At 73.5% G+C, this 24,746-nt stretch carries 20 protein-coding genes; 14 read left to right on the top strand and 6 right to left on the bottom strand.

What is annotated here, in order from left to right:
• Window positions 1-63: 63 nt before the first annotated feature.
• From VQH23_RS02125 to VQH23_RS02100, 6 genes are all read right to left on the bottom strand, one after another.
• Complete coding sequence (locus tag VQH23_RS02125; protein ID WP_338663967.1) at window positions 64-483, bottom strand: hypothetical protein; 420 nt, start codon at window positions 481-483, stop codon at window positions 64-66.
• Between the two features lie 25 nt (window positions 484-508).
• Window positions 509-1,579 carry a selenide, water dikinase SelD gene (selD, locus tag VQH23_RS02120; RefSeq protein WP_338663966.1) on the bottom strand — a complete coding sequence of 357 codons (1,071 nt, stop codon included), beginning with the start codon at window positions 1,577-1,579 and terminating at the stop codon, window positions 509-511.
• A 13-nt stretch (window positions 1,580-1,592) separates the two neighbouring features.
• Window positions 1,593-4,910 carry a DEAD/DEAH box helicase gene (locus VQH23_RS02115; protein WP_338663965.1) on the bottom strand — a complete coding sequence of 1,106 codons (3,318 nt, stop codon included), beginning with the start codon at window positions 4,908-4,910 and terminating at the stop codon, window positions 1,593-1,595.
• A 184-nt stretch (window positions 4,911-5,094) separates the two neighbouring features.
• Window positions 5,095-6,081, bottom strand: a complete 987-nt coding sequence (locus VQH23_RS02110; protein ID WP_338663964.1) for a tripartite tricarboxylate transporter substrate binding protein — start codon at window positions 6,079-6,081, stop codon at window positions 5,095-5,097.
• Window positions 6,082-6,259: 178 nt separating this feature from the next.
• Complete coding sequence (locus VQH23_RS02105; RefSeq protein WP_338666035.1) at window positions 6,260-8,236, bottom strand: acetyl/propionyl/methylcrotonyl-CoA carboxylase subunit alpha; 1,977 nt, start codon at window positions 8,234-8,236, stop codon at window positions 6,260-6,262.
• 17 nt (window positions 8,237-8,253) lie between these two features.
• The gene (locus VQH23_RS02100; protein WP_338663963.1) at window positions 8,254-9,876 is read right to left on the bottom strand and encodes a carboxyl transferase domain-containing protein; all 1,623 of its coding nucleotides are present in this window, start codon (window positions 9,874-9,876) and stop codon (window positions 8,254-8,256) included.
• 336 nt (window positions 9,877-10,212) lie between these two features.
• On the opposite strand from VQH23_RS02100, the gene VQH23_RS02095 reads away from it, so the two are divergent.
• The 14 genes from VQH23_RS02095 to VQH23_RS02030 all read left to right on the top strand — a co-directional run bounded on the left by VQH23_RS02095 (window position 10,213) and on the right by VQH23_RS02030 (window position 24,741).
• Window positions 10,213-11,376: an inositol-3-phosphate synthase gene (locus tag VQH23_RS02095; protein WP_338663962.1), complete on the top strand. Its 1,164-nt coding sequence runs from the start codon at window positions 10,213-10,215 to the stop codon at window positions 11,374-11,376.
• Window positions 11,373-12,287 carry an HD domain-containing protein gene (locus VQH23_RS02090; protein ID WP_338663961.1) on the top strand — a complete coding sequence of 305 codons (915 nt, stop codon included), beginning with the start codon at window positions 11,373-11,375 and terminating at the stop codon, window positions 12,285-12,287. The genes VQH23_RS02095 and VQH23_RS02090 overlap by 4 nt, the downstream gene beginning before the upstream one ends.
• Window positions 12,284-13,390 (top strand): methyltransferase domain-containing protein, encoded by a 1,107-nt coding sequence (locus tag VQH23_RS02085; RefSeq protein ID WP_338663960.1) that lies wholly within the window; start codon window positions 12,284-12,286, stop codon window positions 13,388-13,390. The genes VQH23_RS02090 and VQH23_RS02085 overlap by 4 nt, the downstream gene beginning before the upstream one ends.
• Window positions 13,390-14,424 carry a Gfo/Idh/MocA family oxidoreductase gene (locus tag VQH23_RS02080; RefSeq protein ID WP_338663959.1) on the top strand — a complete coding sequence of 345 codons (1,035 nt, stop codon included), beginning with the start codon at window positions 13,390-13,392 and terminating at the stop codon, window positions 14,422-14,424. The genes VQH23_RS02085 and VQH23_RS02080 overlap by 1 nt, the downstream gene beginning before the upstream one ends.
• Window positions 14,415-15,266, top strand: a complete 852-nt coding sequence (locus VQH23_RS02075; RefSeq protein WP_338663958.1) for an MBL fold metallo-hydrolase — start codon at window positions 14,415-14,417, stop codon at window positions 15,264-15,266. The genes VQH23_RS02080 and VQH23_RS02075 overlap by 10 nt, the downstream gene beginning before the upstream one ends.
• The gene (locus VQH23_RS02070) at window positions 15,263-16,741 is read left to right on the top strand and encodes a YcaO-like family protein (protein WP_338663957.1); all 1,479 of its coding nucleotides are present in this window, start codon (window positions 15,263-15,265) and stop codon (window positions 16,739-16,741) included. Before VQH23_RS02075 ends, VQH23_RS02070 begins: the two co-directional genes overlap by 4 nt.
• On the top strand, window positions 16,738-17,574 hold the full coding sequence (locus VQH23_RS02065) for a sugar phosphate isomerase/epimerase family protein (RefSeq protein WP_338663956.1): 837 nt from the start codon (window positions 16,738-16,740) through the stop codon (window positions 17,572-17,574). The genes VQH23_RS02070 and VQH23_RS02065 overlap by 4 nt, the downstream gene beginning before the upstream one ends.
• A gap of 44 nt (window positions 17,575-17,618) precedes the next feature.
• Window positions 17,619-18,809 (top strand): glycosyltransferase family 4 protein, encoded by a 1,191-nt coding sequence (locus VQH23_RS02060; RefSeq protein WP_338663955.1) that lies wholly within the window; start codon window positions 17,619-17,621, stop codon window positions 18,807-18,809.
• A complete protein-coding gene (locus tag VQH23_RS02055; RefSeq protein ID WP_338663954.1) occupies window positions 18,809-19,546 on the top strand; it encodes a PIG-L family deacetylase in 738 nt (245 codons plus the stop codon). The genes VQH23_RS02060 and VQH23_RS02055 overlap by 1 nt, the downstream gene beginning before the upstream one ends.
• The gene (locus VQH23_RS02050; RefSeq protein WP_338663953.1) at window positions 19,546-20,187 is read left to right on the top strand and encodes a uracil-DNA glycosylase; all 642 of its coding nucleotides are present in this window, start codon (window positions 19,546-19,548) and stop codon (window positions 20,185-20,187) included. Before VQH23_RS02055 ends, VQH23_RS02050 begins: the two co-directional genes overlap by 1 nt.
• Complete coding sequence (gene galE / locus VQH23_RS02045; protein ID WP_338663952.1) at window positions 20,184-21,194, top strand: UDP-glucose 4-epimerase GalE; 1,011 nt, start codon at window positions 20,184-20,186, stop codon at window positions 21,192-21,194. Before VQH23_RS02050 ends, galE begins: the two co-directional genes overlap by 4 nt.
• Before the next feature lie 10 nt (window positions 21,195-21,204).
• A complete protein-coding gene (mdoH, locus tag VQH23_RS02040) occupies window positions 21,205-22,815 on the top strand; it encodes a glucans biosynthesis glucosyltransferase MdoH (RefSeq protein ID WP_338663951.1) in 1,611 nt (536 codons plus the stop codon).
• Window positions 22,805-24,118 carry an MFS transporter gene (locus tag VQH23_RS02035; protein WP_338663950.1) on the top strand — a complete coding sequence of 438 codons (1,314 nt, stop codon included), beginning with the start codon at window positions 22,805-22,807 and terminating at the stop codon, window positions 24,116-24,118. Before mdoH ends, VQH23_RS02035 begins: the two co-directional genes overlap by 11 nt.
• A 77-nt stretch (window positions 24,119-24,195) precedes the next feature.
• Window positions 24,196-24,741 carry a hypothetical protein gene (locus VQH23_RS02030; protein WP_338663949.1) on the top strand — a complete coding sequence of 182 codons (546 nt, stop codon included), beginning with the start codon at window positions 24,196-24,198 and terminating at the stop codon, window positions 24,739-24,741.
• The last annotated feature ends 5 nt before the right edge of the window (window positions 24,742-24,746 follow it).

The raw sequence follows: 24,746 nt of genomic DNA, 5'->3' as shown, positions 1-24,746 counted from the left end.
CCTGTGCTCTCCGGCACGGCCGAAGGCTAGGAGGAAGTCGCGCGCCCCGCTACCGCCCGGGCGTCAGCAGGCGGCGCGCGGGCGCAGCGGCGCGCCGATCGGGTCCAGCCCGCGGGCGGTCGGCGGCTGCCAGGTGGCGGAATCGCGCGAGGCGCCCGCGGGGTTGTTGCCGATGTAGGAACCGCCCGTGCCGCCGCTCCAGCCCGTGGAGCCGGCGCTGCCCGGGGCGGTGCCGTCGCGCGCCGCCGGGGCCGGGCCCGTGGCCTCCTCGGCCTTGCCGCCCGCGTTGCACTCCGCCCCGGCCGTGCTCTGGCTGGAGGGGGGCTGGCCCGGCCGGGTCGCAGCGTTCGCGGCCGCATTCGCGACCGAGTTGGGAGCCGCGTTCGGCGCGTTCTGGGCGCCGGCGGGGGCCGCCAGGGCCAGCCCGGCCAGCACCGCGATCATTCCTGCCCCGAACCGCATCATGCCGCTCCCGTCCTTCATGCCAGCAGCAACGCGCGAGGGCGCGTCAGGTCACCACCACGCGCGGTAGGCCGGCCTCGGCGGTGCCGATCCGGCGGGCCAGGGGATAGCCCGCGGCCCCGATGCGGGCCAGCACGGCATCGGCCGCCTCCGGCGCGCAGGCGACGAGAAGGCCGCCGGAGGTCTGGGGGTCGGTCAGCAGCGCGCGGCGCCAGTCAGGCAGTCCGTCCGGCAGCTCCACCTCGGCGCCGTAGCTGTCCCAGTTGCGGTGGGAGGCGCCGGTGACGTGCCCGGCCTGCGCCAGTTCCGAGGCGCGGGAGAGCAGGGGGACGGAATCCGCCCCGATCCGCAGCGCCACGCCCGATCCCCGCGCCATCTCCAGCCCGTGGCCGAGCACGCCGAAGCCCGTCACGTCCGTGATGCCGTGCACCGCCGGGTCTTCCGCCAGCTCCGCCCCCACGCGGTTCAGCAGGGTGGTGGAGGCGATCATCTCGTCGTAGGCGCCGTCGGGCAGCACGCCCTTCTTGATCGCGGCGGAGTAGATGCCGACGCCGATGCCCTTGGTGAGGATCAGCGCGTCCCCCGCCCGCGCGCCCGTGTTCCGGCGCACCTTGGAGGGGTGGATGATGCCGATGACGGCGAGGCCGTAGACGGGCTCCGGGCAGTCGATGGAGTGCCCGCCGGCGACGGGGATGCCCGCCTCCGCGCAGACGGAGGCGCCGCCCGCCAAAATTTCCCGCACCACGGCCGGGTCCAGCTTGTTCACGGGGATGCCGAGGATGGCCAGCGCCATCACCGGCTTGCCGCCCATGGCGTAGACGTCGGAGATGGCGTTGGTGGCGGCGATGCGGCCGAAATCCCGCGCGTCGTCCACCATCGGCATGAAGAAGTCCGTGGTGGCGACGATCGCGATCTCGTCGTTCACCTGCCACACCGCCGCGTCGTCGGAGCTTTCCGTCCCGACGAGGAGCTGACTGAACGGCGTGGCCATGGCCTGGCCGGACAAAAGGTTCTGCAGCACCGAGGGCGCGAGCTTGCAGCCGCAGCCGCCCCCGTGCGCGAGTTCCGTGAGGCGGATTTGCGGGGCGGCGTCCATGGCGTCCTCCAGTCCTGGCATGACGAAAGGGGTTCTACGCCGCCGGGCGGGTCTCCTCCAAATTCTCCGCCCGAGCCTTCTTCCCGCGCCGCTTCGAGAGGCGGTCCAGCAGCTCCGTCGCGGCCGCCAGTTGCCCGGCGGCATCCTTGCTCTCGCGCGGCAGCACGATCCGGTCTCCCCGGCGTTCCAGCGGCGCATCGGCCGCGGGCGGCTCGCCGCGGAAGGCGGCGGCGGCGGCGCTGGGGCCCACCTTCAGCTCCGCGATCCCCAGGCGGCGGCAGCGCAGGCGCAGCCCGGCCAGGGCGAGGAGGTTGGCCAGAGCCTCCGGCGGCGCGCCGAAGCGGTCCTCCACCTCTTCGGCGAAGTCGCCCAGGGCCACGGCGTCGCCGCGGCGGAGGATGGAGGCCAGCCGGGCGTGCAGCTCCACCCGCACCGCCTCCTCCTCCACGTGCTCGCGCGGGATGGCGGCGTGGACGCCGATTGAGAGCTGGGGCGTCCAGTCGTCCGCCACCGTCTCCCCGCGTGCCTCCCGGAGGGCGCGGTCCAGCAGGTGCTGGTAGAGATCCAGCCCGATGAGCTTCACGTGGCCCGCCTGCTCCTCGCCCAGCAGGTCGCCGGCGCCGCGCAGGTCCATGTCACGCGCGCTGATGGCGAAGCCAGCGCCCACGCGGTCATGTGCCTCCAGCGCCTTCAGCCGCTTGAGGGTGAGGGGAGAGGGCGGGTCGGCGGCATCGGTCATCAGCACGATGCTGCCCCGCACCCGCCCGCGTCCGACGCGGCCGCGCAACTGGTGAAGCTGGGCGATGCCGAAGCGGTCCGCGCGGTGGACCAGCATCGTGTTGGCGCGCGGCACGTCCAGCCCCGTCTCCACGATGTTGGTGGAGAGCAGCACGTCGCCGTCCCCCTCCGCGAAGCGCACCAGGGCGGTGTCCACCTCCTCCGCCGGCAGCTCGCCATGGGCCTCGATGATGGAGAGTTCGGGCAGCAGCTCCTCCACGCGCTTCCGCATCTCCGGCAGGTCCTCGATGCGGGAGAGCACGACGAAGCTCTGCCCGCCCCGCCGCTTCTCCCGCATTAGCGCCTGGCGCAGCACGGCGTCGTCCATCGGCACGTGCACGGTGTGGATGGGCTGGCGCCGGCCCGGGGGCGTTGCGATGACGGAGAGCTCCTGCAGCCCCACCAGCGCGGATTGCAGGGTGCGCGGGATGGGGGTGGCCGTCATGGAGAGCAGGTGCGTGCTCGCGCCCAGTTCCCGGGCGGCGGCCTTCTGCTTGGCGCCGAAGCGCTGCTCCTCGTCGATGACGAGAAGGCCGAGATCGGCGAACTCCACGCCCTTCGCCGTCAGCGCCTGCGTGCCGATCACGATATGGACGCTGCCGTCCTTCAGCGCGGCCTTCACCGCCTTCGCCTCGGCGGGCTTGGAAAGGCGGGAGAGCTGCTCGATGCGGATGGTCTTCCCGTTCACCTTCATGCCCGCGAAGCGGCGGCGGAAGGTGGTGAGGTGCTGGCGCACCAGCACGGTGGTGGGCGCCATCACCGCCACCTGCTTCCCGGCCAAGGCCGCCACGGCCGCGGCGCGCAGCGCCACCTCCGTCTTGCCGAAGCCGACATCGCCGCAGACCAGCCGGTCCATCGGATGGCCGGAGGCGAGGTCTGCCAGCACGGCGTCGATCCCCTCCTCCTGATCGGGCGTCAGCGCGTAGGGGAAGCGCGCGGCGAAGCGGGCATAGGCGCCGCCGCGCGGGCGCAGCGCGGGGGCTGTGCGGGCGGCGCGCTCCCGCGTCATCGCTTCCAGCGCGCGGGCCGTGGCGGCGACCTGCTCCTCCACCTGCGCCCGGCGCTTCGGCCAGGATTCGCCGCCGAGATGGTCCAGCGAGACGCCCTCCGCCTCCGCGCCGTAGCGCCAGAGGCGGTCCATCTCGTCCAGGGGCACGAGCTGCTTCGTGCCGCCGAAGTACTCCAGCACCAGCGTGTCCAGCGCGGCCCCGCCCGCCTCCACCGTCTCCACCCCGCGCAGGGCGCCCAGCCCGTGCTCCAGGTGGATCACGGCGTCGCCGGGCTGCAGGGCCGTGCCCATCAGGCCGAGCGCCGCCTGCCTCTCCGCCTCGCTCTTGCGGGCGGCGGCGGGGCGCACGTCGCCGGGGGCGACGACGGCGATGCCCTCCGCCTCGAAGCCGGCCTCCAGCATCCCGTCCAGCGTGCCGAAGCGGCCGGGCGGCGTGGCGCGCAGGGCGGCCCAATCGGGGAAGCGGTCCGGTTCCCAGCCCAGGCGATCGCGGACCAGGCGGGACAGGGCCCGGCCGCGGCGGCTCTCGCGCCCGGCCAGGGCCACGCGGCCGCCCCCGGCCACGCGCTCCTCCAGGAAGGAGAGGAAGGCCTCCTCCGGCTCCTCCCCCTCGACGAAGCGGGGCGTGCTGCCCTCCGGCTCCTCGGGGGGCGCCTCCAGTGCCATCAGCTCACGACCATCCATCGCCTCCGTCCAGGCGGCGTCGTCGAGGTAGAGGCGGGCGGGGTCGGAGGGGCTGCGCGCGCCCTCCTCCAGCGGCGCGAGGGTGATGCGGGCGCGGTGCGCGTCCGTCACCTCCTCCCAGCGCCCGGGACGCAGCTCCTCCACCTCGGGGTCGAGGGAGACGGGGGCGCCGGGCAGCAGGGCGAAGGGGGTAACGAGGTCGGGGACGATCTCCGCCAGGGCGTGCTCCAGCCCGGGCGCGTGCCGCTCCTCGGAGCCCTCGGGCCAGACCACCTCCGAGGCGGGCCCGAGGGTGACGGATTCAACCGTGTCATCCAGGCTGCGCTGCGTCAGCGGGTCGTAGTGGCGGATGGAGGCGATCCGCCCTTCCTCGTGCTCGACGCGGCAGGGAAGGGCCTCGCCACCGGGCGGATAGATGTCCAGCACGCTGCCGTGCAGCGCCGCCTCGCCGGGCTCGTCCACCCGCTCGTCCAGAACGTAGCCCAGGCGCTCCAGCGCGGCTTCCAGCGCGGGGATGTCCAGCGGCTCGCCCCGTCGCAGGATGAGCGCGTCGAGGCTTTCCGGCGTGGGGAGGCGCTGGGTGATCGCCTCGATGCCCGCGATCAGCAGCACGGGGCGGTCCCCCCGCTCCGCCATGGCGCGCAGCACCGCCATGCGCCCGCCCATGGACTGGCGGGAGGGCGAGGCGCGGTCATAGGGAAGGCAGTCCCAGCCCGGCAGGTGCAGCACGGCCAGGGCGGGCGCCAGCGCCGCGGCGGCGCGGGCCAGGCGGGCGGCGCGGGCCTCGCTGCGGGCCACGTGGATCATCGCGCCCGCGCCCTCGGCGCGCTCCACCAGCCCGGCGGCCAGAAGGCCCTCCGGTTCCGCCGCCAGCGCTGCCATGCGTGCTCCCCCTGGTCGTCCTTTAATGGGGAGCAGAACGCCGGAGGAGCACGAAGGGTATCAGGCCTAATCCCACACCCGGCGCGCATCGGCCGCCGCCCCGCGGCCCCAAGGGATTCCGTGGAACGAGCCAGGGAGGGGCGGCGAAAAACCGTGCCCCGGAGAGCCTTCCCCCCGAGGGGCGCTAATCCGAGCGGACGCCGTATTTCTGCGCCAGCTCTGCGAGCCGCACGCCCGTTTCCCGCAGATCGCGCTCGTACTCCTGCGCCGAGGCGATGCGGGGCACCAGGCCGAGGCTGCGCATGCGCTGCACTGTCCCGGGATCGCGCACGATGTCCTGCACCGCCGCGGTGAGTTGAGACCGCAAGCCGCCCGGCATCCCCTTCCAGCCGAAGGCGCCGGAAACGGGATCCAGCTGCAACTCCGGAAGCCCCGCCTCCTTCGCCGTCGGCACGTCCGGCCATGCGGGAGAGCGAACCGAAGGGGTCACCGCGAGGAGGCGCAGCTTACCTTCTTGTACCAGCGGGGCCAGGGTAATGAGGGGCTGGACAGCCAGGTCGACCCGCCCGGCCGCCGTGTCGAGGGCGGCCGCTCCCGTCGTGCGGTAGTTGATGAACACCGCGTCCAGTTTGTTGACCTGCAGGTAGGCGTTGGTCAGCAGGTTGGTGCCGCCCGGCGCCGAACACCAGGTGTAGGTGCCGGGCCGCGCCCGCATGCGCTCGAACACCTCGGGCAGCGTCGCCGCCGGGAAGTCCGGCCTCACGGCGTAGGCGAGGAAGTCTGTCGCCACCGGCGCAACCGTCACGAGGTCCGACCAGGGATCGTAAGGGAGGCGGGGGATGAGCACGGGCGTGGTCGTGACCGTGCCGGCATTGGTGAAGAACAGCGCCGTCCCCGGTGCCGCCTGAACAAAGGCCTGGGCTGCGATGCTCCCCTCCGCGCCCGGGCGCGTATCCACCGGGAAAGGTACCTGGTAGCGCCGTGACAGGCCCTCGCTCAGCAGCCGCACCATGACGTCGGTCGAGCCGCCCGGGCTGGCGGGCGTGATGAAGCGGATCGGTCCCGCGGGCCATGGGGACTGGGCGCCGGCCTGACGCGGCAGTAGCAGCGCCGGCGCTCCCAGAACAAGGCGCCGCGAGAGAACGCCCAGGCCAGTTCCGGTCTTCGACATCGCTGATCCGTTCTCCATCTGAGCGGCCCCAATCCGAACACGCCATCGCCGCGACAGGCCGCGCATAGCCCGGAACCGTGGGCGTGTGCCGCGGCCGCGTCCGGAGGCGGCACCGTCCTCCCGCTGCATCTGGCGTGCCGAGGGGCCGACCGAGTGAAATTCGCCGCGTTCTCCCCCGTTAGTCGAGGGAGACGAGCTCCGCCCCGTCCTCGACCAGCTCTCCAGGGGTGCAGAGGATTGCGGAGACGGTGCCCTCGGCGGGCGCGGTGATGCGCATCTGCACCTTCATCGCCTCCATCACCAGCAGCACCGCCCCGCGCGCGACGGCCTGGCCCTCGGAGACGAGCACCTCCAGCACGCGGCCGGGCATGGGGGCGAGGATGCGGCCGGCGGCGGGGCCTTCCCCGCCCGCGGGGGCCAGGGGGTCGATCACGCGCAGCGCGTGGGCGGCGCCGGGCAGGAAGAGCGTCAGCCGGTCCTCGATCCGCAGCACGCGGGCGGAGAGGGCGCGGCCGTCCACCCGCAGGGTGAGGCGGCCATCCTGGCCCCTGGTGGCTGAGACCTCCGCCGGGCCGTCCGGCAGGTCCAGGCGGAAGCCGTCCTCCCGCAGGTGGGCGCGAATGAGGTGGGTCGCCTCGCCGTCGCCGAGGGTGAAGTCCTGGTAGCCGTCGCCGTTCAGGCGCCAGGCGGTGGCGGCGCCCCAGGGCGAGTGGGGATCGGCCGCGTCGGCCGGCACGGCGGCGGCGCGGTCCAGCAGCAGGTGGGCGACGGCCGCGGCCAGCGCGGCGCGGGGGGCCGGGCCCGCGGGGGCGAGAAGGGTATCGGCGTGGCGGGCGATGAAGCCCGTGTCCAGCGCGCCCTCCCGGAAGTCCGGCTGGGCGAGGATGGCGCGCAGCAGGCCGAGATTGGTGGCCGGCCCCGCCAGTTCCGTCGCCGCCAGCGCGCGGGCGAGGCGGGCCACCGCCGCCGCCCGGTCCGGGCCGTGGGCGATGATCTTGGCGATCATGGGGTCGTAGTGGATCGTCACGGCATCGCCCTCGCGGATGCCGGTATCGATGCGGATGCCCTCGCCATCGGGGAAGCGCAGGTGATCCACCCGGCCGATGGAGGGCGCGAAGTCGCGCGCCGGGTCCTCGGCGTAGAGCCGCACCTCCATTGCGTGGCCGTGGATGCGCAGCTCCTCCTGGCGTAGCGGCAGGGGCTGGCCAGCGGCGACCCGCAGCTGCCACTCGACCAGATCCAGCCCGGTGATCGCCTCCGTCACGGGGTGTTCCACCTGCAGGCGGGTGTTCATCTCCATGAAGGCGAAGGTCTCGCCTTCGGCAATGAACTCCACCGTGCCCGCGCCGACATAGCCGATGGCGCGGGCGGCATCGCAGGCGGCGCGGCCCATGGCCTCGCGCCGGGCCGGATCCATGCCGGGGGCGGGGGCCTCCTCCACCACCTTCTGGTGGCGGCGCTGGATGGAGCAGTCGCGCTCGAACAGCGAGACGGTGTTGCCCCCGGTGTCCGCGAAGACCTGGATCTCGATGTGCCGGGGGCGGGTGAGGTAGCGCTCCAGCAGCACGTGGTCGTCGCCGAAGGCCGCGCGCGCCTCGCCCTTGGCCAGCGACAGCGCCTCCTCCAGCCCGGCGGCGGTCTCCACCACCTTCATCCCCTTGCCGCCGCCGCCCGCGCTGGCCTTGATGAGCAGCGGGTAGCCGATGCGGTCGGCCTCGGCCCGCAGCGTGGCCGGGGACTGGTCATCGCCGTGGTAGCCGGGCACCAGCGGCACGCCCGCGCGCTCCATCAGCGCCTTGGCGGCGGATTTGGAGCCCATGGCGCGGATGGCCGAGGGCGGCGGGCCGATGAAGGCGATGCCGGCCGCGGCGCAGGCCTCCGCGAACTCCGCGTTCTCCGAGAGGAAGCCGTAGCCGGGGTGGATCGCCTCTGCGCCCGTGGCGCGCGCGGCGTCGATGATGGCGTCGATCCGCAGGTAGCTCTCCCGCGCCGGGGCGGGGCCGATCAGGCGCGCCTCGTCGGCCATGGCGACGTGCAGGGCGCCCGCATCGGCCTCCGAGAAGACGGCGACGGTGCGGAGCCCGAGGCGCCGGGCGGTGCGGATGACGCGGCAGGCGATCTCGCCGCGGTTGGCGATGAGGATGGTGTCGAACATCATCGTCCCCTGGGCCATCACATCCGGAACAGGCCGAAGCCCGGCGCGCGGTCCGCCCAGCGCGGGACCGGGGCGTTCAGCGAGGCGGAGATGGCGAGCGCCAGCACCGTGCGCGTGTCCGCCGGGTCGATGATGCCGTCGTCCCAGAGGCGCGCGGTGGCGTAGTAGGGGTGGCCCTGCGTCTCGTACTGCTCCCGCAGCGGCGCCTTGAACCGCTCCTCCTCCTCGGCCGGCCAGGTGCCGCCTTTCGCCTCGATCCCGTCGCGCCGGATGGTGGAGAGGACGGAGGCCGCCTGCTCCCCGCCCATGACGGAGATGCGGGCGTTCGGCCACATGAAGAGGAAGCGCGGCGAGTAGGCGCGGCCGCACATGCCGTAGTTGCCCGCGCCGAAGCTGCCACCGATCACCACCGTGAACTTCGGCACGGTGGCGGTGGCGACCGCGGTGACGAGCTTGGCGCCGTCCTTGGCGATGCCGCCGCTCTCGTACTTGCGGCCGACCATGAAGCCCGTGATGTTCTGCAGGAAGACCAGCGGGATGCCGCGCTGGCAGCACAGCTCGATGAAGTGCGCGCCCTTCTGCGCGCTCTCCCCGAACAGCACGCCGTTGTTGGCGAGGATGCCCACGGGGTAGCCGTGGAGGCGCGCGAAGCCGGTGACGAGGGTGGGGCCGTAGAGCGGCTTGAACTCGTCGAACTCCGAGCCGTCCACCACCCGCGCGATCACCTCCCGCACGTCGTAGGGCTGGCGCAGGTCGGCGGGGATCAGGCCGTGGATGCCCTGCGGGTCGTGCAGGGGCGGGCGGGGCGGGGCGAGGTCGAGCGAGGCGGGCTTGCGGCTGTTCAGCCCGGCCACGATGCGGCGGGCGATGCCGAGCGCGTGCGCGTCGCTCTCCGCGATGTGGTCCGTCACGCCGGAGATGCGGGAATGGACCTCGGCGCCGCCGAGGTCCTCGGCGGAGACCACCTCGCCCGTCGCGGCCTTCACCAGGGGCGGGCCTGCGAGGAAGATGGTGCCCTGGTTGCGCACGATCACGCTCTGGTCCGACATGGCCGGCACGTAGGCGCCGCCCGCGGTGCAACTGCCCATCACCACCGCGATCTGCGGGATGCCCTTGGCGGACATGTTCGCCTGGTTGAAGAAGATGCGGCCGAAATGGTCGCGATCGGGGAAGACCTCGTCCTGGTTCGGCAGGTTGGCGCCGCCGGAATCCACCAGGTAGAGGCAGGGCAGGCGGTTCGCCTCCGCGATCTCCTGCGCGCGCAGGTGCTTCTTGACGGTGAGCGGGAAGTAGGTGCCGCCTTTCACGGTGGCGTCGTTCGCCACGATCATGCACTCGCGGCCCTCCACCCGGCCGATGCCGGTGATCAGCCCGGCCGAGGGCACCTCGCCGCCGTAGAGGCCGTGGCCGGCGAGCTGCCCGACCTCGAGGAAGGGCGAGGCGGGGTCGAGCAGCGCCCGCACCCGGTCCCGCGGCAGGAGCTTCCCGCGCGCGAGATGCTTCTCCCGCGCCGCAACGCCGCCGCCCTCGCGCACCCGCTCGGCCTGCGCGCGCAGGTCGTCCACCAGAGCGCGCATGCGCGCGGCGTTCTCCGCGAAATCGGCCGAGCGCGGGTCAACGACGGTTTGCAGCACCGGCATCAGGCAGCCCCCATCAGGCGATCCTGGCGCGCCGGGCGCTCTGGACGTTCATGCTTCCCCCTCCTGCCCGATCCGGCGCGGCGAGCGGCCCATCCCTGGGCCGGAGGCGGAGCGCGGGTCCGGCAACCATTCCCTTGCGGGAGTCTTGTTCCGCTGTGCTGCCCGAAGCGCGGGGACCGCGCAAGCGGCGGACGTTTCCATGCGTCACCTTGCCGGCGGAACGATCACAGGCTCGTGATTGGCGCCCTTGGGAAGCACTCCATCTACTCCAGGGAACGGGACGGGACGCTTTTTATGTCTATGACGGGTGCTGGGCGCAGGTTGGGCGTCGCAGTGGTGGGACTCGGCGGCGCCGTCGCGACCACGGCGGTGGCGGGGATCGAGGTGATCCGGCGCGGTGCGAACCGCCTGGAGGGTCTGCCACTGGCGGATGTGTCCGTTCCCGGTCTCGTCGACTACCGCGACATGACCTTCGGCGGCTGGGACCTGGACGGGTCTGATCTGGCCGCCGCCGCGAGCCATCACCGCGTGCTGAACGACGCGCAGATCGCCGAGACGGGCGAGGCGCTCTCCGCCATCAAGCCCTGGCCCGCGGTCGGCAGCGGTGCCTTCTGCCGCGGCGTGGACGGCGCGAACAAGCACGAGGCCGCCGGCCACCGCGCCGCCATCAAGGCGATCTCCGACGACCTGCGCCGGTTCCGCGAGCGGAGCGAGGCGGACGGCATCGTGATGATCAACCTCGCCTCAACCGAGCGCACGCCGGGCGACGACGAGGCGCTGAACTCGCTGGACGCCTTCGAGCGCGCGCTGGACAGCAACGACCCCTCCATCGGCCCGGCGATGCTTTACGCCTACGCGGCCATCGAGAGCGGCGTGCCGTACGGAAACTTTACGCCCTCCCTCGCGGCGGACGCGCCGGCGCTAAAGCAGTTCGCGAAGCAGCGCAATGTTCCCATCGCGGGCAAGGACGGCAAGACCGGCCAGACCATGATGAAGACGGTGCTGGCCCCCGCGCTGCGGTCGCGCGCGCTGCACGTGGATGGCTGGTTCAGCACGAACATCCTCGGTAACCGCGACGGCGAGGCGCTGCGCGATCCCGGCAGCCTGGCCTCCAAGCTGGACACCAAGGGAAACGTGCTGGACAGCATCCTCGGCTACCACGTCGAGGACCATGTGGTGGACATCCGCTACTACCGGCCGCGCGGCGACGACAAGGAGGCCTGGGACAACATCGATGTCTCCGGCTTCCTCGGCCACAAGATGCAGATCAAGGTGAACTTCCTCTGCAAGGACAGCGTGCTCGCGGCGCCGCTGGCGCTGGAGATCGCCCGCGTGCTGGACCTGGCGCAGCAGCGCGGCGACGGCGGCGTGCAGGAGCAGCTCTCGATCTTCTTCAAGGCGCCGATGGTCGCCAACGGCCACGCGCCGGAGCACGCCTTCCACGCGCAGGAGACGATGCTGATGGACTGGCTGGGGGCGCCGCAGGGCTTCAACCAGTGAATGACGGGATCGCGCCGGGGGCGGAAACGCCGCCGGCGCGGCTCCTCGGACCGTTCCGCGAACTCGGTGAGCTGAAGCGCATCCGCTCCGCCGCGCATGAGGGCTCGATCGCTGAGCGCCTCTTCGCCTCCGCCTGGGGTGCGCTGGTGGCGGAGCAGGAGGTGGGGGCCGTGATGCGGGCCACCACCGCGGCCGCGCTGGCGGCCACGCGGCTGGGCGACATCGACCGCGGCGTGCTCTCCGCGATCGGAGTGGAGGGCGCCGAGGCGCAGGCCATCATCGACCGCGCGGTGGACGAGGCGGCCGAGGAACTGCCGACGGCCGCCCTGGCCGGGCTGCGCGGCGCGCCGGTTCTCGCGGCCGGCACGGCGCCGCCCTTCGTGGCGAGGCTGGCCCGGCAGCCCCGCGCGGGCGTGACCTGCCCGGGCAAGCCGCGCCTGCTGCTGGAGCCGCCGGAGAACCACGCGGAGCACTGCCTCGTCACGGCCGTGTACGGCGTGATCCTCTCGCCCCACTACGGCGCGCGGGCAGAGGAGGTGTTCCTGGCCTCCCTGGCGCACCATCTGCACAACGCGCTGATCCCGGATTCCGGCTTCGCGGGAGAGGTCCTGCTGGGCGAGCACCTGGAGCCCGCCTTCGCGCGCGCGACGGACATTGCACTGGCGGAGCTGCCGCCCAGCCTCGCCGAGACGGTGCGAGAGGCCCGCGCCATCCTGCCCGACGCGGAGACGCCGGAAGGCCGCAGCTTCCACGCCGCCGACACGCTGGACCGCGTGCTGCAGATCGAGCAGCACCTGCGCGCGGGCAAGGCGACGATGCACTACGTGCTGCACGACATGGAGCTGGTCCATGCCGGGCCCGTGCGGGGCTTCCAGGACCGGCTGCTGGCTGGGGTCGGGCTCCTCGCGTGACGCCGGACACGGCCCATTCGCTGCGCGACGCGGCGGGCCGGCGCTGGCCGGTGATCGACGGCATCGCCTTTGCCCGCGCCTCCCGCCCCGAACTCGCCGAGGAGGCGCTGGCGCGGCTTGATGCGGGTGACCGGGACGGTGCGCTGGTACTGTTGCTGGCCGATCAGGACGATTGGTGGCGCGGGCCGACGGCGGACGAGGCCGCGCTACGCGCGCTGGTGCAGGACCGTTCGCGGCTGAGCCTGCGCGAGGCGATGGCGCATCTCGCCTGGGGGCCGGTGGGCGACTACTTCGCGCATCGCTGGAGCGACCCGACCTTCTTGGCCGGCCTCGCGCTGATGGAAGCGCACTGGACGGCCCCGCGCACGGCCTTCGAACTCGCCTGCGGCATCGGGCAGTACCTGCGCGCCCTGTCGCAGCGCGGTGTGGCGGCCGCCGGGGCGGACGTGGTCTTCGCCAAGCTCTGGGTGGCGCGCCACTGGGTGGCGCCGGAGGCGGAGCTGGTTTGCCTGGACGCCTCCGTCTCGCCCTGGCCGCTGGCAGACGAGCGCCGCTTCGACCTCGTGGCCTGCCACGACGCCTTCTACTTCCTGGAACCCAAGGGACCGATCCTGAAGCGGCTGCGGCGCCTGGCGGGCGATGGCTGGCTGGCGGTCGGGCACATCCACAATCGCGAGTGGCCGAACCTCTCCGCCGGTTCGGCGGTGACGGCGGAGGAACTCGCCGCGCTTTTCCCCGACGGGACCGTTTACGACGACGCGGAGCTGACGCGCGCCGCCGTGGAGCGCCGCGCACCGCACGCGGCCCCGCCGGGCGCGCTGACCGGCGTGGAAGCCTTCTCGGTCGTCGCCGGCCCCGGCCTGGCGCCGGTGCGCCCGATCAGCGGTGCCCTCGCCCTGCCGCCGGACGGGGCGGCGCTGCGCCGGAACCCTCTCTACCGCGGCGATGCCATCGCCTGGCCGTCCGAGCGCTACGAGCGCGAGTACGGGCCGCGCGCCACCTACCCCGCCCGCCCGACAGCACCGGAGAACGCGATCTCCGGTGCGACCACGGCCGAGTGGGCGATGCGGCGGGAACTGCTCGACCTGCCGGAGCGCTGGTGATGCCGGAGGCGCCGCTTCCCGCCCGAAGCATCGGCTGGGGCATCGTCGGCTACGGCTGGGTGGCGCGGGACTACGCCGCGCCCGCCATCCTCGCCGCCGGCCATGCGGTGCGCGCGGTCTGCGATCCCACCCCGGCCGCGCGGGATGCAGCGCGGACCGCGCATCCCGCCGCCGCCCTGCATGAAGGCCTGGCCACGATGCTGGCCGAACCGGAGGTGGAAGCGATCTACGTCGCCACGCCGAACCACCTGCACCGCGCGGCGGTAGAGGCCATCGCCGCCGCCGGCAAGGCAGTGCTGTGCGAGAAGCCGATGGCCGCGACGCTGGAGGACGCCGAGGCGATGGTCGCGGCGGTCGAGGGCGCGGGCATCCTCTACGGCACCGCCTTCGACCAGCGCCACCATCCCGCGCACGGGGCGGTTCGCGCGGCGTTGCGGGGCGGCCTGATTGGCACGCCCACCGCCATCCGCATCGCCTACGCCTGCTGGCTGGGCGCGGACTGGACGGTGACGGGGGAGGGCGACAACTGGCGCGCCGATCCCGCCCGCGCCGGGGGCGGAGCGCTGATGGATCTGGCGCCACACGGGCTGGACCTGGCGGAGTACCTGCTGGGCGAGCCGATCGAGACCATCGCGGCGCTGACCCAGCGCCGCGTGCAATCCTACGCGGTGGACGACGGCGCGCTGCTGATCGGCCGCACCTCGGGCGGCGTGCTGGTGCAGCTGCACGTCGCCTACAACTGCCCGGACGCGCTGCCGCGCCGCCGGCTGGAGGTGCTGGGCAGCGCGGGCCAGATCCTGGCGGAGAACACGATGGGCCAGGATGCCGGGGGACGCGTGACGCACACGGACGCGGCGGGGCGCAGCGCGCCGTTGGAGGTGCCGGAGGCGGATGCCTCGCCCTTCGCGCGCCAGATGGCCGCCTTCGGCCGCGCGCTCTCCACCGGCGACCGCGCGGAATTCAGCGCGGCGCGCGACCTGCACACGATGCGCCTGCTGCACCGGGCCTATGCAGAGGATCCGGCATGCCGCTGACACCCTGGGCCTGCGCCAATTGCGGTTTTTGGCAGAAGCACTTCGAGCCGCGCGGCTGCCCGGTCTGCGAGGACACGCGCAACGACCTGCCGCATGACGGCTGGCAGTTCCTGCGAGAGGAGGAGGTTGCGGCGCGCCTCACCGGCTCCTGGAAACGCCTGGACCGCGACATGGTGGCCTTCAACACCAGCCCGGGCTTCGGGCTGAACGGTACGGGCTGGCTGCTGCTGCACGAGGACGGGAACACCGCCTTCGAGGCCGCGCCCTACTACACCCCGGACATGCTGGAGGAGATCCGCCGCCTGGGCGGCATCCGCTATCTCGCGGCCAGCCACTGCCACGGCTACGGCGCGCTGTGGCAGTTGCAGGACGTGTTCCAGCCGGAGGTGATGGCCATCCAGAAGGACGACCTGCGGATGACCAAGGCCTTCCGCGTCACCTGGCCCTACGACGAGGCGCTGGAGCTGCGGCCGGGCCAGGTGCTGATGCATGTGGGCGGGCACTACGAGGGCCAAGCGGTGCTGCACGACGCGGCGCGCAACACGCTGTTCTGCGGCGACGCCTTCAAGGTGGATCAGGGCGCGGATGGCGAGAACCTCGCCGTCTCCACCCACAAGGCCTTCCACAAGGATATCCCGCTCTCCCCGGGCGAGGTGCGGAAGTACCGCGACGTGATCGGGGCGGTGGAGTTCGACACGGTCTGCACGCCCTTCGAGCACGCGCGCGGCATCACGCGCGAGATCGCGCTGGCCGTGCTGGACGACCAGCTGCGCGGGCCGCCCGGCGTGCGCCATATCCCAATGGAAGAACTCCGCCGGCGTGCGGGGGAGAGGACTGCATGAGCGACGAGCTGCGCCGGGTCGCGGACGCCTTCCGCGCGACCATGCCGAAAGGCGCGAACATCACGATCTTCCGCATCGACCACCTGGACCGCACCGGCATCCCCGTGGTGCAGGCCAACCTGATCCTGGACAACGAGCCGGCCACCACGGGCTACGGCTACGGCTTCACCGAGGTGGAGGCGGAGGTCGGCGCGTTGGGCGAGCTCTGCGAGGAGGTGCACTGCGGCGCGGCGATCAAGGCGCTGCCGCGCGTGACCGGCAGCTACGCCGAGCTCTCCCGCACCCGCGCCGTGGCCGATCCGCTCACCCTCTGCCTGCCCGCCGGCTGCGACTACACGCCGGAGACGGAGCTGGCCTGGGTGGAGGCGCAGCGCTGGCCTTCGGGCGAGACGGTGCTGGTGCCGCGCGAGTGGGTGGCCGCCTACCCCTACCAGCTCGGCGAGGCGCCGCGGCTGATCACGCCCATCACCAACGGCCTGGGCGCGGGCTTCGACATGGAGCACGCCATCGCCCACGGCATCATGGAGGCGCTGCAGCGCGACGGGAACGTCGTCTCCTACCGCGCGCTGGACCAGGGCGCTGTGGTGGAGATGGACACGGTGCCGGACGCGCCGGTGCAGGGGCTGCTGGACCACCTGAAGTCGCTCGGTATCGACGTCATGGTGAAGCTGGCGGCCACCGATTTCGGCATGGCGAACCTCTACGTGGTGGGCGACGACCGCGGGCAGCCGGTCGCGCCCATCCAGATCACCTCCTGCGGCGAGGCGGTGAGCCCGGATCGCGAGCGGACGCTGCGCAAGGCATTGCTGGAGTTCTGCGGCTCCCGCGCCCGCAAGGCGGCCACCCACGGCCCCATCCCCCTGCTGCGCCAGGCCCTGCCCGCCGACTACGTGGAGCGGCAGATCGGCGTGGCGGTGTACGAGGAGGAGGAGAACCGCGCCCTGGAGGCGATGGTGGAGTGGATGGACAAGGACGCCTCCGTTCTGCGCGCGCGGTTGGCAAACAGCGTCCTTTCCGCCCGCAGCCACCGCCCCTTCTCCTCCCTGCCCACCGTGCCGGCCTCGGCGGTGGCGAACTCGAAGGACCGGCTGGCGCTGCTGACCGATCGCCTCGCGGCGGAGGGGCTGGAGGCGCTGGTCGTCGATCTCTCCCCGCCCGACCACGCGATCCGCGTGGCGAAGGTGATCGTGCCGGGGCTCGAGAGCGAGACGATGAGCTATCACCGCATCGGTTGGCGCGGCGTGCGCCGGCTGCGGGACCGGCAGGACCCGCTGGTCCTCGACGCGCCGCGCGAGGGCGCGAAGCGCGTGCTGCTGCGGCCTGAGGACGAGGCGCGCGCCGGTGGGCCCGCCTGGTTCAACGCGACCCTGGCGGATGAGATCGTCGGCACGCTCTACCCGTTGTATCGGGAGAGCGGGACCTTCTCCGCCCAGCTCGCCCTCGCGGCGCGGCGGGGAGAGGCGGTGCCGGCATGACGCTCCGCTTCGCCTACAACACCAATGGCGCAGCCAACCATCGCCTGGCGGATGCCATCGCGATCATCGCCGATGCCGGCTACGACGGCGTGGCGCTGACGCTGGACCACCACCACCTCGACCCGATGGAGGAGGGGTGGGAGCGGCGCGCGGAGGCGCTGGCGCGCGACCTCTCCGCCCGAAAGCTCGGCTGCGTGATCGAGACGGGGGCGCGCTACCTGCTGGACCCGCGCGCGAAGCATGAGCCGACGCTGCTGACGCCTTCGCAGGAGGGCCGGGACCGCCGCGTGGCCTTCCTGAACCGCGCGACCGATATCGGCGCCATCCTGGGGGCTGAGGCGGTCTCCTTCTGGGCCGGCGTGCCGCGCCCGGGCGTGGAGCGGGAGCAGGCGAAGGCTTGGCTGCGCGAGGGCGTGGCGCGGATGCTGGAGCACGCCCAATCCCGCGGCGTGACGGCGGCGCTGGAGCCGGAGCCGGGGATGTTGGTGGAGACGGTGGATGACTGGTCCGCCCTGGACCTTCCCGGCCTGACGCTGGCGCTGGACCTCGGCCACTTGCTGGTGACGGGGGAGCGCGATCCGGCGGCCGCCGTGCGGGAGTTCGCCCCGCATATCGGCACCGTGGCGATCGAGGACATGGCGCGCGGCGTCCATATCCACCTGCCCTTCGGGGAAGGCGACATGGACATCCCGGCCTGCCTGGATGCGCTGGATGGGATCGGGTTCCGGCGCCTCGTCTGCGTGGAGCTCTCCCGCGAGAGCCACCGGGCGGACACGATGATCCCGCAATCCCTGGGGTGGCTGCGGAACGCCCGTGGCGCGAGGGCCGCGTGAGGGTCCTCTTCCTCTCCCGCCGATTCTTTCCGGCGATATCGGGAATGAGCGTCTACGCCGTGAACCTGCTGCGCGAGCTCGTCGCGGCGGGGCACGACGTGACGATGGTCAGCCAGTACCGCGGCGATCCCGCGGGCACGAAGGTCTATGGCGGCGGCCCGCCGCCGGAGGTGCCGGGCGTGCGCGTGATCGGCCGCCGCTCCCTCGGCGAGGAGGCCTTCGCCGAACCCGGCGGCGCGGATTTCGAGCGCGACGTGGACGACATGGTTCAGACGATCCTGGCCGAGCACGCGCGAGAGCCCTTCGACGTGCTGCACGCGCAGTACGGCTATCCCAATGGCTGGTCCGTGCTGCTGGCGGCGCAGAAGATCGGCGTGCCCACCGTGGTCTCCATCCAAGGCGGCGACGGGCACTGGGTCGGCTCCTGCTGCGAAACGCACCGGCAGGCGATGCTGCGCGTGCTGAACCACGCCGACCGGCTGCTGATCGGCTGCGACAGCTTCGCGCAGGAGGTGGTGGAGCGCCTGGGCGTCTCGCGCGACCGCTTCACCATCGTGCCCGGCGCGGTGGAGGTGGAGCGCTTCCATCCCGCCCCGGGCTACGTGCCGGGGGTGGCCGCCGATCCCGTACGCCTGTTCTATCACGGCCGCGTGGATCGCCGGAAAGGCGCGCTCGACTTCCTGGACGCGCTGGCAATGCTGCGCGAGCAGGGCGTGCCCTTCGCCGCAACGATCAGCGGCATCGGCCCCGATCTCGACGCCTGCGTGGCGCGGGACGCGGAGCTGGGGCTGGGCACGCGCTTCTCCGGCTACGCCGATTACGATGCAGCCCCGGCGCTGTACCGGGAGGCGGACGTCTTCGTCTCTCCCACCTATGCCGAGGGCTTTTCCAACACCGTGCTGGAGGCGATGGCGAGCGGGCTCGCCAGCGTTTCCTGCGATGCGGTCGGCGTGCGGGACTGCCTGCGGCATGAGGAGAACGGCCTCCTCTCCCAGCCCGGCGACGTGCCGGCCCTGGCGGAGAACCTGCGGCGCATCATCACGGACGCGCCCCTCCGCGCGCGCCTGGCGGGGAATGCGCTGGAGGAGTGCCGCCGCACCTATTCCTGGGATGCCGTCGGCCGGCAGATCATGGGGATCTACGAGGAGGTGCGGGGCACCGCGCCCGACACCGCCTTCGATCCCGTCCTGCCAGTGGCCGAGTGCCGCTTCCGCGCGGCGCCGCACCTGCTCTGATGCCTCTCGCCCTCGCCCTCTCCCCGCACCTGGACGACGCGGCCTTCTCGGCCGGCGGCGTTCTGGCGCGGATGGCGGGGGAGGGGTGGGATGTGGTGGTGGCCACGATCTTCACTGCCACGGTGGCGAACCCGCAAGGCTTCGCCCTGGCCTGCCAAACCGACAAGGGCCTGCCGCCCGAGGCCGACTACATGGCGATCCGCCGGGCGGAGGACCTAGACGCTTGCGCCGCGCTCGGCGCCCGCGCCGTCCACCTGCCGCTCTCCGAGGCGCCGCACCGCGGCTATCACGCCGCCGCCGAGCTCTTCGCCGCCCCGCGCTCCGACGACATGGCGCATCTCCAGGCCCATGACGCCATCGCGCCCCTGCTGCGGGAGATGAGGCCGGACCTGATCCTCGCGCCCCAGGCGATCGGCGGGCATGTGGACCACGTGCTGACCGTGCGCGCGATCCAGCTGCTCGACCCGCGCGCGCCGATCCTGTGGTGGCGGGACTTTCCCTACATCACCCGCGCCGACACGCCGCGCCGTCCGTTCGAGGCGATGATGGCCGGCTTCCCCGAGACCGACCTGCCCACCGATCCCGCCGCCAAGCACGCGGCCTGCGCGGCCTACGCCACCCAGCTCGGCTACCAGTTCGGCGGCCCGGACGGGCTGGCCCGCGCCCTGGCCGCGACGGATGGCCGGGAGCGCGCGCGCCTCCAGGGTGAGGCGCCGGTGCTGGTGAGGGCCGCGTGATGGCTGCCGGGCGGCGCGGCCCCCATGCGGGCGCCCTCTCCAATCCTGTGGAACTCGCCGCGCGCCATGCCCTGCTGCGCGATGCCCCGCACACCGCCCCCATCCGCGCCCTGGCCGAGCGCATCCGCGAGGCCACCGGCCGCCCCGTGCCGGAGCCCGACCCGCTGGACGGCGGCGCGGAGGCGCGGCTTCTCCTCCTGCTCGAGACCCCCGGCCCGCGCCTCTCGCACGAGAACGCCATCGTCTCCCGCGACAAGTCCGGCGGTACCGGCGCGAACCTGCGCCGCTTCCTGGATGCCGCACGGATCGACCGGCAGGACATGCTGATCTGGAACGCCGTGCCCTGGATCATCCACGAGCCGGGCGCCCTGAACCGTGCCCCCCGCGCGGCGGAGCTGCGCGCCGGGCTGGAATGGGTGCCGCCGCTGCTGGAGACGATGCCGAGGCTGCGCGTCGCGGTCCTGGCCGGGCGCTTCGCGGCGGCCGCCGAGCCCGTGCTGCGCGCCGCCCGCCCGGACCTGCCCGTGCTGACCATGCCGCATCCCAGCCCCACCTATGTCTGCACCAGCCCCGCCGTGCCCGCGCGCATCGCGGAGACGCTGGAGGCCGCGGCGGCGCTGCTGGGCGGGGGGCGCGCATGACGGCCGTGCTCGTCACCGGCGGGGCCGGCTATATCGGCAGCCAGGCCGTCCTCGCGCTGCAGGATTCCGGCTACGCCCCGGTGGTGCTGGACGACCTCTCCACCGGGTTGCGGGACGCGGTGCCGCCCGGCGTGCCCCTGGTGGTGGGGAGCGTGGCGGATGCCGATCTCGTCGCCCGCACCCTGCGCGCGCACCGGGCGGAGGCGGTGATGCATTTCGCCGCCTCCCTGGTGGTGCCGGAGAGCGTGGCGCAGCCCCTGGCCTACTGGCGCAACAACCTCGCCGGCACGCTGGGCCTGCTGGAGGGCTGCGTGGAGGCCGGGGTGCGGCGCCTCGTCTTCTCCTCCACCGCCGCGGTGTACGGCATCCCCGACGCGCTGCCGGTGCAGGAGGACGCGCCCTGCCGCCCTATCAACCCCTACGGCGCGAGCAAGCTGGCGGCGGAGCGGCTGGTCGCGGACGCGGCGGCGGCGCACGGCATCGCCTACGTCGCGCTGCGCTACTTCAACGTGGCGGGGGCCGATCCCGCCGGGCGCACGGGCCGCCGCCGCCCCGGCGCCACGCACCTGATCGCGGTGGCCTGCGACGCGGCCCTGGGCCGGCGCGAGGCCGTGACGGTGTTCGGGAACGACTACGACACGCCCGATGGCACGGGGGTGCGGGACTACGTCCACGTCGCCGATCTCGCCACCGCGCATGTCGCGGCGCTGCGGTACCTGGTGGATGGCGGGGAGAGCCTGACGCTGAACTGCGGCTATGGCCGCGGCCACTCCGTGCTGGCCGTGCTGCGCGCGGTGGAGCGCGCGGCCGGGCGCCCCGTGCCGCACCGCATCGCCCCGCGCCGCCCCGGCGACCCGCCGGCCGTGGTCGCGGTGGCAGAGGGGGTGCGCCGGATCCTGGGCTGGCGCCCCCTGCACGACAGCCTGGACCGGATCGTCGCCGACGCCCTGGCCTGGGAAGGGCGCCCCGCCGCCCCGCGCCAGCGCGCGGCGCGCGCCCACGCGTGAGAATGGAGCCTTGAGCGCGCGGCACGAGGCCGCCCGGCACGCCGCCCGGCGACGGCGCCGCATGGTCTTCGCCGGCCTCGCGGTCGGCATCGCCGCGGTCCTGCTCTCGCTCGGGATCGGCGTGCTGGCCCCGGGTGGATGGTCGGTGTGGGAGGTGCTGCTCCTCGCCTGCCTCGTCGCGAACCTGCCCTGGATCGCCCTGGCCGCGGCTACCGGCACGGTCGGCCTGATCGTCCGGCTGGGCGGCGGGGCGGCACCGGAGCCCGAGGGGCCGGTCACGCTTCGCACCGTCATCGCCGTCTGCGTGCGCGACGAGGCGATGGAGGAGGTCCTGCCGCCCCTCACGCGGCTGATGGACGGGCTGGCGCCATGGGGTGACCGCTTTGCCCTCGCATTCCTCTCCGACACCACGGACCCTGCCCATGCCGCGGCGGAGGAGGCGGCGGTGGCGTCCTTCGCCGCCGGCCGGCCGGAGGGCGCCGTGCTCTACCGCCGCCGTGCGGAGAACACGGGCTACAAGGCCGGCAACGTGATGGACTTCCTGGACCACCACGCCGAGGGCTTCGACCTGATGGTGCTGCTGGACGCGGATTCCGAGATGTCGCCGGATTCCGTCCTGCGCCTGGTGCGCGCGATGCAGGCGGAGCCGCGGCTGGGCCTGCTGCAATCCCCCATCGCCGGCCGCCCGGCCGCCGCCCCCTTCGGCCGTCTGTTCAACGCCGGCCACCGCGCGGGCGGGCAGACCTGGACGCTCGGCCAGGGCTGGTGGCAGGGCGACGAGGGGCCGTTCTGGGGCCACAACGCCGCCATCCGCATCCGGCCCTTCCGCACCCATTGCCGCCTCGGGCCGCTGCCGGACGGGTCCCACATCCTCTCCCACGATCATGTGGAGGCGGCGCGGCTGCACGCGGCGGGCTGGGGCGTGCGCGTGCTGCCGGACATCAGGGACGGGGCAGGAGGATCGCTGGAATCCGCCCCGCCGCACCTCCTCGCCTTCCTCGTGCGGGACCAGCGCTGGGCGGCGGGGAACCTGCAGTACCGGCACCTGCTGCGGGACCGCTCGCTGAGCCGGGTGGGGCGGTTCCAGATGTTCCAGGCGATCCTGCACTACCTCCTCGCCCCGCTCTGGTTCGCCATGCTGCCGCTCGCCGCGCTGAACGCGGCCTTCGACGCGGGGGGGACGCCGCGCGGGCCGCTGGTGGCGCTGCTCCTCCTCGGCTACGCGGCGCTGCACACGCCGCGGCTGGCCGGGCACGTCGCGGCGCTGCTGCGCGCGGCGCCCGGGGGGCGCCTGGCCTATCTCCGCCTCGCGGTGTCGGAGAGCCTCTTCCTCCTGCTCTTCGACCCGATCATCGCCTTCCACAACACGGCCGTCGTCCTCTCCCACGCCCTCGGCCTCTCGCGGGCGGGCTGGCCGGCACAGAGCCGGGCGGAGCGGCGCATTCCCTGGCGGGAAGCCGCCGCCTTCCTCTGGCCGCACACCCTGACGGGGCTGGTGATCCTCGGGCTGCTGCTCGCATCGGGTTCCCCCTTCGCCGTGCTGGTCGGGCTTCCCGTCGTGGCCGGGCTGGTGCTGTCCATTCCCTTCTGCGTGCTGACTGCCAGGCCGGATGAGGGCTGAAGCAGGCCCCGGTTCGCCGACCGGTTCGCCGACCGGGCCGCTGATCGCCGCGCCGGGCTGGCGCTACGCCCTCATCGCCGCGCTCTACGCGCATCAGGGGCTGGTGGCGGGCTTCGCGCTGACGGCGGTGCCCAACCACTTCGCCTCCCTGGGTGCCACCACCGGGGAGATCGGCGCCCATGTCGCCACGGTCGGGCTGCCCTGGATCCTGCAGCCCCTCTGGGGGCCGGTGGTGGACCGCTATGGCGGCTCTGCCATGGGCCGGCGGCGCTTCTGGGTGCTGGCAGCGCTCACCGCCTCGCTCCTGGCGCTGTCGCGGCTGCTGCTGGTGGAGGAGGCAGGGGCGGCGGCGCTGCCCGCCATCAGCGCCGTCTTCCTGCTGCAGGGCGCCCTCGCCGCGCTGAACGACACGGCGACGGACGGCATGATCATCGACAACGTGCCGCCGGAAAGGCTGGGCACGGCCAATGCCGTGACCCGCACGGGGTTCGTGACCGGCGGGGCCGCCGGGGCGGCGCTCTTCGCCTGGATGCTGCCCGCGCACGGGCTGCACGCCTCGGCCCTCGTGCTGCTCGGCTTCGGCGGGCTGGTGCTCGCCCTCCAGTTCCTCGTGAGGGAGGGCGCGGGCGATGCACGGCTCTCCCTGCGCCGCGATCCCGCGCGGGCGGCGGCGGGGGAGGGGTTCGGAACCCTTTTGCGCCGCCTCCTCGCCAGCCTGCGGGGCGGCGCCACGCCGCTGCTGCTGGCCTTCTGCTTCGCCACCGACTTCGCCGCCGCGATCTTCCGCCTGCCGCTGGGCGTGGAGCTGATCCAGGCCCGGGGATGGGAGGCGGAGGCGCTCTCGCGCTTCCAGGCCGGGATGGGACTCGTCACCGGCACGGTCGGGGCGCTGGCCATCGGCTGGTGGACGGACCGGGCAGGGCCGAAGCGGGCGCTGGCGGCGCTGCTCGGCCTCTGCGGCGGCGCCCATCTCCTCGCGGGCGCGCTGCTGCTGGTACCGGAGCCGCGCTGGGCGGCCCTGGCCGGGCCGCTCGCCCTCGGCCTCTCCACCGTGCTGCCGGCCCTGCTCTTCGTCGCCCTCGCCCCCGCCGTGATGCGGGCCAGCCTCGGCCCTGCCGCCGCCACGCGCTTCGCCCTGTTCATGGCGGCGCTGAACATGGGGGATGTGGCGGGATCGGCGGTCGCGGGGGATGCCGTGGCCTGGATCGGCCTGCCGCCGGTCGGCCTGGCCGCCGGGTCGCTCTTCGTCCTCCTCGCCCTCTTCTCGGCCACCGGCGGGCTGCGGCGCCTTGGGGTGAGCTGAACCTTTCGCGCCCCCGCCCGATGGCCCCCTCCGAATCGTATTCCTGTTTTGTTCTTGTTTGGCTTAAGCTCCTCTTCATGAGCCACCTTCACGACACCACCGCCCCGTCCCTCGACATGGACGTGCTGGCCGCGCGCTCGGCCGGCCAGCGCTACCATGCCCTGGTGGAACGCGGGGTTTCCAAGGTGCAGGCCTGGGACGAGGCCGTCGCCGTCTTCGTGGGCCACCACCCGCACTGGCCGTCGCCGATGGCCGAGCGGGAGGCGGCACGGACCGTCGGCGCCCTGATCCTCAACCGGCTGGCCTGCGACCGGGCGGTGCCCGCGCTGCCGGCCGGCAGGATCCCGCTCGACCTGCTCATCGACCTGAACACGCCCGAGACGCCGGAGAGCATGCGGGCCGCGGGGCGGGCCGCCGGGCGCAGCATGGGGATGCCCAAGGGACTGACTACGGGCCTTTCCGGTGGCCAGGGCAGGGGCGGCACCGCCCTGTTCCAGCGGACGGGGATGACGGTCTGGCCCGCCCGCCCGGCCCGCCTTCCCCTGCGGCTCCGTCGCGGCGCCGTCGAGCGCGCGCACCCGGTCGCGCCGGCCTTCTCCGGCCCATTGCAGGCCGGGCAGTAGGCTGG

The organism is Pararoseomonas sp. SCSIO 73927 (assembly GCF_037040815.1).
In the GTDB taxonomy this organism is placed as follows: Bacteria; Pseudomonadota; Alphaproteobacteria; order Acetobacterales; family Acetobacteraceae; genus Roseomonas.
The sequence above is the reverse complement of the archived record's forward strand: the minus strand, read 5'-3'. Positions and strand labels throughout refer to the sequence as shown.